The organism is Nonomuraea coxensis DSM 45129 (assembly GCF_019397265.1).
GTDB classification, from domain to species: Bacteria; Actinomycetota; Actinomycetes; order Streptosporangiales; family Streptosporangiaceae; genus Nonomuraea; species Nonomuraea coxensis.
Window position 1 is genome coordinate 5,055,289 of the sequence record NZ_CP068985.1, and the last position, 15,530, is coordinate 5,070,818.

Sequence of the window (15,530 nt, forward strand, 5' to 3'; positions counted from 1 at the left end):
GGTGGGCGCGGTACGGCTCGGCACCCGCCGCGCGGACCCCGTCCCCGGCGGGCCGGAGCCGGAGGAGGCGGCGGCGCTGGCCAGGGCGCTGGCCGAGCGGCGGCGCGAGGTGGAGCGCACCCGGCTGGAGATGATGCGCCGCTACACCGAGACCGAGGACTGCCGCCGCCGTTTCCTGCTCGGCTACTTCGGCGAGCACCTGCCCGAGCCGTGCGGCAACTGCGACACCTGCCGGGCGGGGACGGCGGCGCGGCCCGCCGGGCCGGGCGGCGGCCCGTTCCCGCTGCACGCGCGGGTGCAGCACCGTACGTGGGGTCCGGGTCAGGTGATCCAGCGCGGCGAGGACCGGCTGACGGTCCTGTTCGAGGAGGCGGGCTACCGCGAGCTCCAGCTCGACGCGGTGCTGGAGCAGGACCTGCTGACGCGGGCGGACGGCGACGCCTCCTGAGCCGTGTCGGGCCGAAACTTTCGGCTCACTTGTTTAAATTTTCTCTGGTGCACAGCCGCCATGATTGCTTATTCTTCTCCCACCAAACGCCCGCAGCGGCCGGTGAGGTGAGCAATGCCGTCGAAACATTTCGGTTACGTTCAGTGGTGACGGGCAGCGTCCCGCTGACGCTGCCCGGCCTGCTCGCGCTCCGCGCGCGGCAGGACGCCGGGCGGACCGCCATCGAGGTGGCGGGGGTGGGCGCGATCACGTTCGGCGAATGGGACGAGCGGGCCGGCCGGATCGCGGGGGCGCTGGTCCGGCGGGGCGTCGCGCCGGGCGAACGGGTCGGGCTGCTGTTCGGCGAGCGGGACTGGATCGGCTACGCCGTGGCCTGGGCCGGCGTCCTGCGCTCCGGCTGCGTGGCGGTGCCGCTGTCGGACCGGCTGGCGCCCGCCGAGGTGCGGCACGCCTTCACCGACTGCGCGGTCGCGGCCGTCGTGCACGCGCCCGGCCTGGAGCCGCCCGACGTGGGCGGCTGGCGGGCCACACCCGCCGACCTGGAGGACACCGGTCCCGGCGTCGCGGGTGAGGCGCGCAGGGTGCTCCCCGGGGAGCTGGCCCAGATCATCTACACCTCCGGCACGACCGGGCGGGCCAAGGGCGTCGGCGCGACCCACGCCAACCTGGCCCACGGCGTGGACCCCGGCCCGCGCCGCCGCAAGCTCGCCCATTCGCGGCACTTCCTGCACGCCTTCCCGATCGGCAGCAACGCCGGGCAGACGATGCTCGTCAACGCCCTCGACGCCCGCCCGGCCGCGCTCACCCTCCCCCGCTTCACGCCGGGCCGCTTCGCCCGGCTCATCGAGTCGTACCGGGCGGGGACCGTGTTCGTGGTGCCCGCCATGGCGATCGAGCTGCTCAACGCCCGCGTGCACGAACGCCACGACCTGACCTGCGTCCGGCTGCTCGGCTCGACCGCCGCCGGGCTGCCGCCCGCCGTGGCCGCGGGCCTGGCCGAGGCGTTCCCGAAGGCGGCGATCGTCAACTACTACACCTCGACCGAGGCCGCCCCGGCGCAGACCGTGATGATCGTGGACCCGGCCCGGCCCGCCTCCGTGGGGCGGCCCGCGTCCGGGGGCGAGCTCAAGGTCGTCCGCCCCGACGGCTCGCCGGCCGCGCCGGGCGAGCAGGGCGAGATCTGGCTCCGCTCCCCCGCCGGACCGCGCGCCTACTACGGCGACCGCCGGCTGACCGGCGAGGTGTTCCGCGACGGCTGGGTGCGCATGGGAGACGTCGGCCACCTCGACCGCGACGGCTACCTCTACCTGGCGGACCGGGAGGACGACGTGATCAAGTCCGGCGCGTTCAAGGTGTCCACGCTCCAGGTGGAGGCCGCCCTGTACGAGCACCCGGCGGTCGCCGAGGCCGCCGTGGTCGGCCTGCCGCACCCGGTGCTCGGCCGGGTGCCCGCGGCCGCCGTCGTCGCCAGGGGCCCGCTCAGCGCCGCCGACCTGCGGGAGTTCCTGCTGGACCGGCTGGCCCTGCACGAGCTGCCCGGCCGGCTGTTGTTCGTCGGGGAGCTGCCGCGCAACCATCTCGGGAAGGTGGTCAAACCCCGCCTGCTCGACCTGCTCACCCAGGAAGAACGCCCGTGACGCGACACCTCCGGCACCGCGCCGCTCCCCCGCTCACGCCGTCGCCCGCCCAGGAGGGGATGTGGGTCGCCGCGCGCATGGGCGCGGGGACGGCCTACCACCTGCCGCTGGCCCTGTGGTTCGACGGCGACCTCGACGTGGACGCGCTGCTGTCGGCGTGCGCGGCCGTGGTGGCCCGGCATCCGGTGCTCGCCACCACCGTGACCGGGGACGGCGGCGGGGCGCGGCTGACCCCGGCCGAGGAGCCGCCGGTGACGCTCGCGCGCCCGTCCGGGCCCGGCGCCCTGGAGAAGCTGGTACGCGACGAGGTGGCCCGGCCCTTCGACCTGGACGGCGGGCCGGCGGCCCGGTTCACGCTGGCGCCGGCGGGGCCGGGGCGGCACCTGCTGCTGTTCGTCGCCCACCACCTGGTCTTCGACGGCATGTCCAAGGACATCCTGGTACGCGACCTCGCCCGCTTCTACGCGACCGGCGCGCGCGGCCCGGTCGCGCCGCTGCCGTTCGCCCCGGCCGCCGCCGCGGAACGCGCGCGGGCCGAGGCCGCGCTGCCGGCGGCGCGGGCGTTCTGGGCCGGGCGCCGGCCGGAGCCGGCCGAGCTGGTGCTGCCCGGCCAGCGGCGGACCGCCCACCGCTACGGACCCGGCGTGCAGTCGGGCGGCGGCGTCGAGGCGGAGCTGGGCGAGAACGCGGCCGCGGTGGCGCGGGCGGCCGGCGCGACGACGTTCGAGGTGCTGCTCGCGGCTGTGCACGCGCTGCTGTCCCGTTACGCGAACCCGGCGGCGGCGGAGGGGACCGTCGTGGGGATCGACGTGACCACGCGCGACGCGGCCACCCGTGACCACGTCGGCCCGTTCGTCAACGAGCTGCCCGTCCTCGCGCGCCCGGCGGCCGGGCAGGCGTTCGCCGAGCTGGTCAGGGAGGTACGGGCCGAGCTGCGGGAGCTGTACCGGTTCCGGGAGGTGCCGCCCGCGCGGGCGCTCGGCCTGCCGCGCGGCGCCGCCCTGCCCGTGACCGTCAGCTACCGCAGGCGGGCGGACGGTCCTGAGCCGTACTGGCCGGGGCTGGACGTCACGGTGGACCGGATGATGTTCGGCGGCGGCGTGCGCAACCCGCTGCACCTTCAGTTCGTGGACGGCCGGGACGGGCTCGCCCTGTGCCTTCGCCACGACCCGGCGGCGCTGGACGCCGGCGCCGTGGAGCGCTTCGCCGGCGGGCTGCGCGCCCTGCTGCGGCACGCCGCCCGCGACCCCGGCGTCCGCCTCGCCGACCTGGACGTGCTGGGCCCGGCCGAACGGCACCGCCTGCTGACCGCGTGGAACGACACGGCGGCGGCCTACCCGCCGGAGGCGACGCTGCCCGCGCTCTTCGCCGCCCAGGTGGCCGCCCGGCCGGACGCGGTCGCCGTGACCGGCGAGGGCCGCTCGCTCACCTACGCCGAGCTGGACGCCGCCTCCGACCGGCTGGCGGGCCGGCTGCGCGCGGCGGGTGTGGGGCGCGGCGACCTGGTGGCCGTGCATCTGCGCCGCTCGACCCGGCTGCCGGTCTGCCTGCTGGCGGTGCTCAAGGCGGGGGCCGCGTACCTGCCGCTCGATCCGGACCATCCGGCCGGACGGCTCGCCATGATCACCGAGGACGCGCGGCCCCGGCTGGTGCTGTCCGAGGACGTGCTGCCCCAGGGGCTGACCGTTCCTGTGGTGCCGGTGGACGGCGGTGAGGCCGCGCCCGAGCCTCCTCCTGGCGAGGGGCCGCGGCCCGGCGACCTCGCGTACGTCATCTACACCTCCGGCTCCACCGGGCGGCCGAAGGGCGTCGAGGTGGAGCACCGCAACCTGGCGAACCTGCTGCTGGCCATGCGCGACCGCCTCGACGCCGGCCCGGCGGACGTGTGGCTGGCGCTGACCTCGCCCGCGTTCGACATCTCCGCCCTGGAGCTCTACCTCCCGCTGGCCTTCGGGGGCCGGGTGGTCGTGGCTCCGCCCGGGGCGGTGCGCGCGCCCGCCGCGCTCGCCGCGCTCGCCGTCGCGGAAGGGGTGACGCACGTCCAGGCCACGCCGTCGGTGTGGCGGCTGCTGCTGCCCGGCGGCATCGGCGGGGTGACCGCGCTGGCCGGGGGCGAGGCGCTGCCGCCCGCGCTCGCGGCCGAGCTGCGCGGGCGGTGCCCGCGGGTCGTCAACGTGTACGGGCCCACCGAGACGACGATCTGGAGCACGTACGCGGAGGTGGGCGCTGACGAGGAGGTCACCATCGGCCGGCCGCTCGCCAACACCCGGATCCACCTGCTCGACGAGCGGCTGCGCCCGGTCCCGCAGGGGGTGGCGGGCGAGCTGTGCGTCGGGGGCGCGGGCGTGGCGCGCGGCTACCGGGGCGCTCCCGGGCTGACGGCCGGGCGGTTCGTCGCGGACCCGTTCGGGCCGCCGGGGTCGCGGCTGTACCGCACCGGCGACCTGGCCCGCCACCGGCCGGACGGCGCGCTCGAGTTCCTGGGCCGCGAGGACGGCCAGCTCAAGCTGCTCGGGCACCGCGTGGAGCCGGCCGAGATCGAGGCCCGGCTGACGGAGCACCCCGGCGTGGCCGGTGCCGCCGTCGCGCTGCGGGGCGGGCGTCTCGTCGCCTGGGTCGTCCCGGCCCCGGGGGCGGAGCCGGATCCGGCCGAGCTGAGCGCGCATCTGGCGGGTACGCTGCCCGCGCCGATGGTGCCGGCCGCGTACGTCACCGTGGACGCCCTGCCGCTGAACCCCGTCGGCAAGCTCGACCGCGCCGCCCTCCCCGACGCCCCGCGCGCGCCCCGGCCGGCTCCCGTGCCCGCCCCCGTGCCCGCCGCCGGACTGGCCGAGGAGGTGCGCGGGATCTGGCGGGAGGTGCTGGAGCTGGACGAGGAGGACGAGATCGGCCCGGACGAGGACCTGTTCGACCTCGGCGGCCACTCCCTCACCATCGCCCAGATCACCGCGCGGATCAGGGAGCGTCTCGGCGTCGAGGTCACCCTGGACGCCTTCTTCGACGATCCGACCGTCGAGGGCGTGGCCGCGGAGATCGCCCGGCTGCGCGACGCGCCGCGCGAGGAGCCCGGCGAGGGCCCGCGGCCCCGGCCGGCCGGGACGGCGCCGCCGCTGTCGTTCGCGCAGGAGCGCCTGTGGTTCCTGCAGCGGCTCGACCCGGACGACGCCTCCTACAACATGTACCTGGTGCTGCGCCTGGACGGGCCGCTCGACGTCGCCGCCCTGCTGGGGGCGCTCGAGGCGGTGGTGGCGCGGCACGAGAGCCTGCGCACGTCGTTCGGGGACGTGGACGGCGAGCCGGTCGCGGTCGTCCGTCCGCCGGGGCCGGTGGTGGTCGAGCGGCTGGACGCCGGCTCCGTGCCTGACCCGGAGGAGGAGGCCAGGCGGCTGGTGGCCGAGCGGGTCAACAGGCCGTTCGACCTGGCCGAGGCGCCGCCGCTGCGGATCAGCCTGCTCGGCCTCGGTCCCGGCACGCACGTGCTGTGCTTCGTGCTGCACCACGTGATCGCCGACGGGGCCTCGCTCGGCGTCCTGTTCGACGACCTGTTCGCCCTCTACCTGGCGCGGGTGGCGGGGCGGGAGGCGGCGCTGCCGCCGCTGCCGGTCCAGTACGGCGACGTCGCCCTGTGGCAGCGCGAGCGGGACACGGGCGCCGAGGCCGAGGAGTCGCTGGCGTACTGGCGGCGGCGCCTGGCGGACCCGCCCGCGCTGGAGCTGCCCCCCGACCTGCCGGGCGGGGGCCGCGCCGAGGGGGCGTTCCACGCCTTCCGCGTCCCCGAGCGGGTCGTGACCCGGCTGGAGCGGCTGGCGCAGGAGCAGGGCGCGTCGCTGTTCATGGTGCTGGCGGCGGCGTACCAGGTGCTGCTGGCCCGGCACACCGGGCAGCGGGACGTGCTGGTCGGCACGCCGTGGGCGGCCCGCGACCGGGTCGAGCTGGAGCCGGTGATCGGCTACCTGACGGACACGCTGGTGCTGCGCGGCGACCTGGGCGGCGACCCCGCCTTCCGCGACCTGCTCGCCGCCACCCGGCGGTCGGTGCTGGAGGCGCACGCGCACCGTACGGTGCCGTTCGAGCGGCTGATCGGCGAGCTGGGCGTGCCGCGCGACCTGCGCCGCAACCCGCTGCTGTCCACCATGGTCATCCTGCACAGCCAGGCCGGCGACGGCACCCCGCCCGAGCGGATGGGCGAGCTGCGGGTGCGGCTGTTCGAGGCGGACTACCGGCAGGCCAAGTTCGACCTGGCGCTGGAGACCTGGCGTGACGAGCACGGGCTGCGGGCGGTGCTCGGCTACGACGCCGCCCGGTACGCGGCGGCCACCGCCGAGGGGCTGGCGGCGCGGTTCGCGGTGCTGCTGGAGGGCGTGGCGGCCGACCCGGACCGGCCGCTCTCGCGGCTGCCGATGCTCACCGAGGCCGACGAGGCCGCCCTGACCTGGGGCGAGGCCACGCCCACGGCCGCCACGGGGCCGGGACCGGAGATGGAGCCGGAGCCGGTGCCGGTGTTGTTCGCGCGGGCCGTCGCCGCCGATCCGGCGGCCACGGCGCTGGTGTGCGGCGCGGAGCGGATCGGCTACGGCGAGCTGGACCGGCGGGTGGCGGTGCTGGCGGCGGCGCTCAGGCGGCGCGGCGTCGCCGAGGGCTCGGTCGTGGGCGTGTGCCTGGGCCGGTCGGTGGAGGCGATCGTGGCGCTGCTCGCGGTGTGGCGGGCGGGGGGCGCGTACCTGCCGCTGGACCCGGAGCACCCGGACGAGCGGCTGGCGTTCCTCATCGCCGACAGCGGCGCCCGGCTGGTGGTGACGGACGCGGAGCCGGCCCTGCGGCTGCCGCCGGGCACGCCCGTGCTGGTGCCGTCGGACCGGTCGGGCAGCGGCGACGACCGGTGGCTCGGCGGATGGGCGGCGCCCGGCCCCGAGGACCCCGCGTACGTGATCTACACCTCCGGCTCCACCGGCCGGCCGAAGGGGGTGCTGGTCGGGCACGGGGCGCTGGCGGCGCGGGTGGCGTGGATGCGGTCGGCCTACGGGCTGGGCCCCGGCGACCGGGTGGCGCAGTTCGCCTCGCTCGGCTTCGACGCGCACGCCGAGGAGCTGTACCCGGCGCTGGCGGCCGGCGCGTCGGTGCTGCTGCTGCCCGGCGGCGCGGCCACCCTGCCGGACGTCCTGCGCACGCCCGCCGGCCGGGAGGTCACCGTGCTGGACCTGCCCACCGCGTACTGGCACCGGCTGACCGAGTCGCCCGGCGACGTGCGCTGGCCGGAGCGGCTGCGGCTGGTGATCCTCGGCGGCGAGCAGGCGCACGCGGCGGCGGTCGCGCGGTGGCGGGACCGGTTCGGTGACCGGGTGCGGCTGGTCAACACCTACGGGCCGACCGAGGCCACGATCATCGCCACGGCGGCGACGCTCGGCGCGTCCGACGCGGTGCGCCGCCCGCCGATCGGGCGGCCGGTCGCGGGCACGACGGCGTACGTCCTCGGCCCCCGCGGGGAGGCGGTGCCGCCCGGGTTCCCCGGCGAGCTGTGCCTGGGCGGGGCGGGGCTGGCGCACGGCTACCTGAACCGGCCCGCGCTGACCGCCGAGCGGTTCGTGCCGGACCCGTACGGGCCGCCGGGCGCGCGGCTGTACCGGACAGGGGACCGGGTGCGGTGGCGTCCCGACGGGACGCTGGAGTTCCTGGGCCGGCTGGACGGCCAGCTCAAGGTGCGCGGATTCCGGGTGGAGCCGGGCGAGGTGGAGGCGGCGCTGCTGGCCTGCCCAGGGGTGCGGCAGGCGGTGGTCACGGCGTACGGGGAGCGCCTCGTGGCCTACGTCGCCGGGGAGGCCGCGACGGAGGAGCTGCGCCGCGCCCTGGCCGCGGCGCTGCCGGCGCATCTGGTGCCGTCGGCGTGGGTGCGGCTGGACGCGCTGCCGCTGACGACGGCCGGCAAGGTGGACGCCGCCGCGCTGCCGCCGCCCGGGGCCGAGCGGGCGGCGGAGCACGTACCTCCCAGGACGGACGCCGAGGCGCTGGTGGCCGGGGTGTGGACGCGGGTGCTCGGGCTGGACGGCGGGCGGGTCGGGGCGCTGGACGACTTCTTCGCGCTCGGCGGGCACTCGCTGCTGGCGACCCGGGTGGCGGCGCTGCTGGGGAACGCGATCGAGGTGGAGGTGCCCGTCCGCGCCGTCTTCGACCGGCCGACCGTGGCGGGCCTCGCGGAGGCGGTGGAGGAGCTGCTGATGGAGGACCTGTCGGACCTGTCGGACGACGAGGCCGCCCGACTGCTGGACGCGGAGCCCCGCCGATGAGCGACCGCGCCGACGCCCCCTCGGGAAGCCGGCCCGTGGCCGGCGGGTTGTCGGAGGTGAAGCGGGAGCTGCTGGCCCGGCGGCTGCGGCAGGGCGCGGCGGCGGCTACGGAGCCGGCCGGGGGGCGGCGCGGGATCCCGGCGCGGCCCGGCGGGGAGCCGCCGCCGCTGTCGCACGCCCAGGAGCGGCTGTGGTTCCTGGAGCAGTTCGCGCCGGGCACCGCGCAGCTCACCGTCCCCGTCCGGGTCCGGCTGCGCGGCCCCCTCGACGCCGACCGGCTGGCCGCCGCGCTCACCGCGACCGCCGCCGCCCACGACGCCCTGCGCATGCGTTTCCCCGCCACCGGCGACGGCAGGCCGTGCGTGACGGTGGCAGAGGACGGCGAGCTGCCGCTGACGGTGCGCGACGCGCCCGGCGAGGAGGCCGCCCGCGCCCTGGTGGAGGAGTTCCTGGCGGTCCCGTTCGACCTGGCGGCGGGCCCGCCGGCCCGGGCGCTGCTGGTGCGCCTGGACCCCGGCGACCACGTGCTGGCGCTCGCGGTGCACCACATCGCGGCCGACGGCTGGTCGGTGGACCTGCTGCTGCGCGAGGTGTACGCCCGCTACGACGGGGCCGTCCCGCCGCCTCCCGAGGTGACCTACGCCGACTACGCGGCCTGGCAGCGCGCCCGCCCCCCGGCCGCCGGTGACCTGGAGTTCTGGCGCGACCGGCTGGCCGGCCTGGAGCCCCTGGACCTGCCGGCGGACCGGCCCCGGCCGCCCGAGCCCACCTACGCGGGCGCGGCCTGCTCCTTCGCGCTGCCGGACGAGACGGCGGCGGGCCTGGCCCGGCTGGGCCGCGAGCACCGGGCGACGCCGTACATGGTGCTGCTGGCCGCGTTCGCCGCCCTGCTCGGCCGGTACGCCGGCACGACCGACGTCGCCATCGGCTCCCCCGTGGCCGGCCGCCCGTCGCCCGAGCTGGACGGGGTGGTCGGCTGCTTCGTGAACATGCTGACCATGCGGGTGGACCTGTCCGGCGACCCGTCGTTCGCGGAGCTGCTGGAGCGGGTGCGGGCGCTCGCCGTGGACGCCTTCGCCCACCAGGACCTGCCGTTCGAGCAGCTCGTCGCGGAGCTGGACCTGCCGCGCGAGGTGTCGAGGCCGCCGCTGTTCGGGGTGATCCTGGCCATGCAGAACTACCGGGGCGCGGCCCTGGACCCGCCCGCCGGGCTGAGCGCCGCCGACTTCCCCGTACGGTCCTGGGCCACCCGCTACGACCTGGAGCTGTACGCCGGCGACGGCGGGGGCGGCCTGCTCGTCCACAACACGGACCTGTTCGACAGGGAGACGGCCGAGCGGCTGACCGGGCACCTGTGCGCGCTGCTGGAGCGGGTCGCCGCCCGGCCGGACCTGCCGCTGTCGCGGATCGGCCTCATGAGCGGCGAGGAGCGCCGCCTGGTCCTGGAGACGTGGAACGACACGGCCGCCGCCTTCCCGGGGCCGGCCACCCTGCACGGCCGCGTCGAGGACCAGGCCGCGCGCACGCCGGACGCCGTGGCGGTGCGGTTCGAGGGGCGTTCGCTGACGTACGCGGAGCTGGACGCCGCCGCGGACCGGATCGCCCGCACGCTGCGCGGTCACGGGGTGGGCGCGGGGTCGGTGGTCGCGGTGTGCGCGGAACGCTCGCTCGACCTGCTGCCCGGCCTGCTGGGGGTGCTGAAGGCGGGGGCCGCGTACCTGCCGGTGGATCCCGAGTACCCGGCGGAGCGGGTGGCGTTCATGCTGGCCGACGCTGCTCCCGCGGCGCTGCTCACCCAGCGCGGGCTGCGCGCGGCGCTGCCCGCGTCCGCCGCGCTCGTGCTCGACCTGGACGATCCGGCCGCCTGGCCGGGCGGGGACGGCGGCCCGCTGCCTGAGGTTCGTCCCGGCGACGTCGCCTACGTCATCTACACCTCAGGCTCGACCGGCCGCCCGAAAGGCGTGCCGAACACGCACGGCGCCATCGCCAACCGCCTGGACTGGATGCAGGAGCGCTTCGGGCTGGACGCGGGCGACGTCGTGCTGCAGAAGACGCCGCTCAGCTTCGACGTGTCGGTGTGGGAGCTGTTCTGGCCCCTGCGCTGCGGAGCCCGCCTGACGCTGGCCGCGCCGGGCGGCCACCGGGACGCCGCCTACCTGCGCGGCCTGATCGCCGCCGAGGGCGTCACCACCGCGCACTTCGTTCCGTCCATGCTGGCGGTCTTCCTGGCGGAGGAGGGGGCGGCGGGCTGCCGGGGGCTGCGGCGGGTGATCTGCTCCGGCGAGGAGCTGCCCGCCGACCTGGCCCGCCGCTGCGTGGCCACGCTGCCCGCCGCCGAGCTGCACAACCTGTACGGGCCGACGGAGGCCGCGGTGGACGTCTCCGCCTGGCACTGCCGCCCGGACGCGCTCGCCGGCCTGGCCCGGGTGCCGATCGGCGGCCCCATCGCCAACACCCGCCTGTACGTCCTCGACGCCGCCCTGGCCCCCGCTCCCGTCGGGGTGCCCGGCGAGCTGCACATCGGCGGCGCGGGGCTCGCCGTCGGCTATTTGAACCGGCCCGCGCTGACCGCCGAGCGGTTCGTGCCCGACCCGTACGGGCCGCCGGGCTCGCGGCTGTACCGGACAGGAGACCTGGCCCGGTGGCGTCCCGACGGGACGCTGGAGTTCCTCGGCCGCCTCGACGACCAGGTCAAGCTGCGGGGCCTGCGCATCGAGCCGGGCGAGATCGAGGCCGCCCTGCGCGCCCTGCCCGCCGTCCGCGACGCGGCGGTGGTCGTCCGCGAGGACCGCCTGGTCGCCTACGTCACCCCAGGCGGGGACGGCCCGCCGGACCACGCCGGGCTGCGGGCCGGGCTGAAGAGGACGCTGCCGGACCACATGGTGCCGGGCGCCTACGTCACGCTGGACGCCCTGCCGCTCGGCCCGAGCGGCAAGCTGGACCGCCGCCGGCTGCCCGCCCCGGTGGCCGCCCGCGACGCCGGGGTGGCGCTGGTCGCCCCCGCCACGCCGACCGAGCGGGCGCTGGCCGGCATCTGGGGCGAGCTGCTGGGCCTGGACGAGGTGGGTGCGCACGACGACTTCTTCGACCTCGGCGGCCACTCGCTGCTCGCCACCCGGGTGGTCGCGCTCCTTCGGGCGCGGACCGGCGCGGCGGTGGGCGTCATGGACGTCTTCAAGCACCGGACGGTCCGCGAGCTGGCACGGCTCGCCGACACCCCGGCGGGACTGCGCGGGCCGCGCGCCCTGCTGCACCGGCTCACCCCGGCTCCCGCCGCCGCGCCGGCGCTCACGTACGTGTGCGTCCCCTACGGCGGCGGCAGCGCCGTCGTCTACCAGCCGCTCGCCGACGCCCTGCCGGCGGACCACGCGCTGTGGTCGGTGGCGATCCCCGGCCACGACGTGGGCGTGGAGGAGGAGCGGCTGCCGTTCGACGAGCTGGCCGCCGCGTGCGCCGCCGAGATCCTGGAGAAGGTGGCCGGTCCGATCGCGCTCTACGGGCACTGCGGCGTCGGCTCGGCCCTGGCCGTCGAGCTGGCCCGCCGCCTGGAGGCCGCGGGACGCGAGCTGACGGCCCTCTGCATCGGCGGGATCTTCCCGTTCGCCCGGCCGCGCGGCCCGCTGCTGTCACGCCTGGCCCGGCTGGCGGACGGCGAGCGGCTGCGCGGCGACCAGCGGTACGTCAACTGGCTCATCTCCATGGGCCTCGACATGGGCGAGCTGGACCCCGCTCAGGCGCGCCGCATCGTCGGCAACATGCGCCGCGACTCGCGCGAGGCCGAGGAGTACTACACGCGGCTGCTCGACTCCGGCGCGGAGCGGCTGCGCGCCCCCGTGATCAGCGTCGTCGGCACCGAGGACCCGGCCACGGACTTCTACCAGGAGCGGTACCGCGAGTGGCACTTCCTGGCCCCGGTGTCCGCCGTGGCCGTGCTCGCCGAGGCCGGGCACTTCTTCCTGAAATATCGGGCGGAGGAGCTGGCGGAGATCGTCACCACCGTCCACCGCACGCTCGACGCCCCCGTGACGGGGCGGCGGCCCGGCGCCACCTGGTGGCTGCACGAGGTGTCCCGCGCCGGCGACACGGCCCCCGCGCCCGAGGGGCCGAAGCCCGGCCTCGCCCGGTTCCTGACCGTGGCCGCGAGCCAGCTCGTGTCGGTCACCGGGTCGGCGCTCACCGAGTTCGCGGTGCCGCTGTGGGTCTACACCGAGACCGGGTCGGTGCTGCGGTTCGCGCTGATGGCCGTCGCCGGGCTGCTGCCCGGCCTGCTGGCCGCGCCGATCGCCGGGGCCGTCGTGGACCGCGCGGACCGGCGGCTGGTGATGCTGGCCGGCGACGTGGCGGCGTTCGCGGTCCAGCTCGCGTTCGGCGTGCTGCTGTGGACGGGGAACCTGTCACCCGGCCTCATCTACCCGCTGCTCGGCTGCCTGTCGGTGGCGCTGACGTTCCAGCGGATCGCGTACTTCTCTGCCGTGCCGCAGCTCGTGCCCAAGCTCTACCTCGGGCACGCCAACGGGGTCCTGCAGCTCAGCACCGGCACCGCCCAGCTCCTGGTGCCGCTGTTCGCCGTCGGGCTGCTGGCCGGGATCGGGCTGGGCGGCATCCTCGTCCTCGACGTCGTCAGCTACGCGGTCGCGATCGCCGTGCTGCTGGTCGTGCGCTTCCCTCGTACGCTGCCGTGGCGGCGGCGCGAACCGGTCAAGGACGAGATCCTGGGCGGGCTGCGCTACTCGCTCGGGCATCGCGGGTTCGTCGGCATGCTGCTGTTCTTCGTCGTGCTGAACGTCTTCCTCGCGCCGCTGCTGCTGATGTTCGGGCCGCTGGTGCTGTCCTTCGCCGGGCTGGCCGAGGTGGGGCGGGTCGCGTTCCTCGCGGGGGCGGGGACGCTGGCCGGGGCGCTGGTCATGACGGTGTGGGGCGGGCCGCGCAAGCTGCGGCTGCGCGGGGTGCTGCTGTGCGCGCTGGCGCTCGGCTGCTGCTGCGCGTTCACCGGGCTGCGCGCCGACCTGGCGGTGGTCGCGGCCGGGGCGTGCGGGATGACCGCCTGGGTGACCCTGCTCAACGGCATCTACACGACGATCGTGCAGGTCAAGGTGCCGCAGCGCTTCCACGGGCGGGTCTTCGCGATGAACACGCTCATCGCCTGGTCCACGCTGCCGATCGGGTACGGCCTGGTCGCCCCGTACGCGGCTGCCGTCCTCGACCCGCTGCTGCTGGACGGCGGGCCGCTGGCCCCGACCGTGGGCGCGCTCATCGGCACCGGGCCTGGACGCGGCATCGGCCTCATGTACGTGCTGGCCGGCCTCGCCATCGTGGTGCTCGCGCTGGCCGCCACGCGGGTGCCCGCGCTGGCCCGCTTCGACCAGGAGGTGCCGGACGCGGTCGCCGACGACCTCGTCGGCCTGCGCGCGCTCGGCGCCTCCGCGACCTCCGGAGGAAACGACATGAACGTCCCGTCCAGGGCGGGCGGTGCCCGGTGAGCGCCGGGCTGGAGCGCAGGCTGGCGGAGCTGGTCGCCGAGGTGTCCGAGGGCGCGGTCGGCGCCGAGGAGGCCCTGGCGGGCGAGCACAGCCTGTCGGCGCTGGGGCTCACGTCGCTGGCCCGCATCCGGCTGGTGGACGCCGTCGAGGACGTCTTCGGCGTGTCCGTGGACCTGGCCGCCGACCCGGACCCCGGCAGTGACACCGCCCCGGACACCGGCCTGACCACCGGTCTGACCACCGGCCCGGCCACTGGCCCGGCCACCGGCCCGGCTGCCGACCCGGCCACGGATCTGGCCACCGCCGAGCGGGTCGCCGACCTCGCCGCCGTCGTGGCCCGCCTCCTGGAGCGCGCCCCGTGACCGTGCCGGCCGCCGAGGCACGGGTCGCGTTCGCGGCCGATCCGCCGCGGGTGGGCGAGGGGCCGTTGACGTGGGGGCAGCGGCTGATGTGGCGGGCCTCGTCCCTGATGGGCGAGAGCCGGTCCTTCCTCAACTGCCCGTGGGTGCTGCCCGTCTACGGCCGGCGCGACCTCGCCGCCGTCCTGGACGCGCTGCGCGTGCTGCTCGAACGGCACGAGAGCCTGCGCACCACCTTCGCGCAGGCGGCGGACGGGCCGGTGCAGCGGGTGGCGGCGACCGGCGAGCTGGCGGTCGCCCTGACCGGCCCGGAGCCGGGCGAGCGGGCGCTCCAGGCGGCCGAGCGCGTCGCCGCCGACCTCGCCCGCGTCCCGTTCGACCCCGCCGGGGAGCTGCCGCTGCGCTGCGCGGTCGTGCGGAACGACGGCCGGCCGAAGGCGCTCGCGCTCGCCTTCTCCCACCTGGCCGTGGACTACCAGGCGCTGTCCCTGCTCGCCGCCGAGTGGAAGGCGCTGCTGCGGGGCGAGAAGCTGCCGCCGCCCGCCTGGCAGCCGGCCGACCAGGTGGAGCTGGAGCGCTCGCCGGCGTTCCTGGCCCGCTCGGAGCGCTCGATCGCGTACTGGCGGGGGGTGCTGGAGGAGGCGCCGCTGGAGGTGTTCGACCACGCCCCCGGCGAGCCGGAGGACCCGCGGTTCGTCGAGGTCGGGATGGAGTCCGTGACGCTCGCCGCCGCGGCGGCCGAGCTGGCCGGCCGCTGGACGGTCAGCACCGCGAGCGTGCTGCTGGCCGCCTGCGCGTCGGTCCTCGCGACGGTGAGCGGCAGGGAGCGGGCGGTCATGCAGCTCGTCCACAGCAACCGCCGCGACCCGCGCACCCGCTCCCTGGTGGCCACGGTGGGCCAGGACGCGCTGTTCGTGCTGGACCTGCGCGAGCCGGACTTCGCGGCCCTGTGCCGAGCCGCCCACCGCGGCGCGCTGACCGCCTACCGCAACGCCTGCTACGACCCGTTCGCCATGCGGGACATGCGGGAGGAGGTCGGCCGCCGCCGTGGCCGGGAGCCGGACCTGGACGCCTTCTTCAACGACCGGCGCGGCTCCGGCGGCTGGCCGAACCTGCCGGCCGTGGCGCCGCCGTCCCGCACGTACGTGCGCGACGCCTGGCCGGGCGTGCGTTTCAAGGCGTTCTTCACCGTCGGCACCGCCCCGGACACCGGGCAGCTCAGCCTCATCGTGGACACGGCGTACCTGGGGCGGGAGACGGCGCGGGGCATGCTGCTCGACGTGGAGAGCCTGCTCGTCCGCGCCCTCGCCGGCTGACCGCGGGCA

General features: G+C 77.0%; 6 protein-coding genes. All 6 read left to right on the top strand.

Features of this window, described 5'->3' with window-relative positions; genetic code table 11:
* Positions 1 to 133: 133 nt before the first annotated feature.
* The 6 genes from Nocox_RS43215 to Nocox_RS23875 all read left to right on the top strand — a co-directional run bounded on the left by Nocox_RS43215 (position 134) and on the right by Nocox_RS23875 (position 15,521).
* On the top strand, positions 134 to 448 hold the full coding sequence (locus Nocox_RS43215; protein WP_246649891.1) for a RecQ family zinc-binding domain-containing protein: 315 nt from the start codon (positions 134 to 136) through the stop codon (positions 446 to 448).
* 146 nt (positions 449 to 594) lie between these two features.
* Positions 595 to 2,085, top strand: coding sequence for a class I adenylate-forming enzyme family protein (locus Nocox_RS23855; protein WP_246649516.1), 1,491 nt, complete (start codon positions 595 to 597; stop codon positions 2,083 to 2,085).
* Complete coding sequence (locus Nocox_RS23860; protein ID WP_026213748.1) at positions 2,082 to 8,366, top strand: non-ribosomal peptide synthetase; 6,285 nt, start codon at positions 2,082 to 2,084, stop codon at positions 8,364 to 8,366. The genes Nocox_RS23855 and Nocox_RS23860 overlap by 4 nt, the downstream gene beginning before the upstream one ends.
* Positions 8,363 to 13,846, top strand: a complete 5,484-nt coding sequence (locus tag Nocox_RS23865; RefSeq protein WP_020540281.1) for a non-ribosomal peptide synthetase/MFS transporter — start codon at positions 8,363 to 8,365, stop codon at positions 13,844 to 13,846. Before Nocox_RS23860 ends, Nocox_RS23865 begins: the two co-directional genes overlap by 4 nt.
* Positions 13,843 to 14,208 (top strand): acyl carrier protein, encoded by a 366-nt coding sequence (locus Nocox_RS23870; protein WP_020540280.1) that lies wholly within the window; start codon positions 13,843 to 13,845, stop codon positions 14,206 to 14,208. Before Nocox_RS23865 ends, Nocox_RS23870 begins: the two co-directional genes overlap by 4 nt.
* Entirely contained in the window at positions 14,205 to 15,521 is a 1,317-nt protein-coding gene (locus tag Nocox_RS23875; protein WP_020540279.1) for a condensation domain-containing protein, read from the top strand. The genes Nocox_RS23870 and Nocox_RS23875 overlap by 4 nt, the downstream gene beginning before the upstream one ends.
* The last annotated feature ends 9 nt before the right edge of the window (positions 15,522 to 15,530 follow it).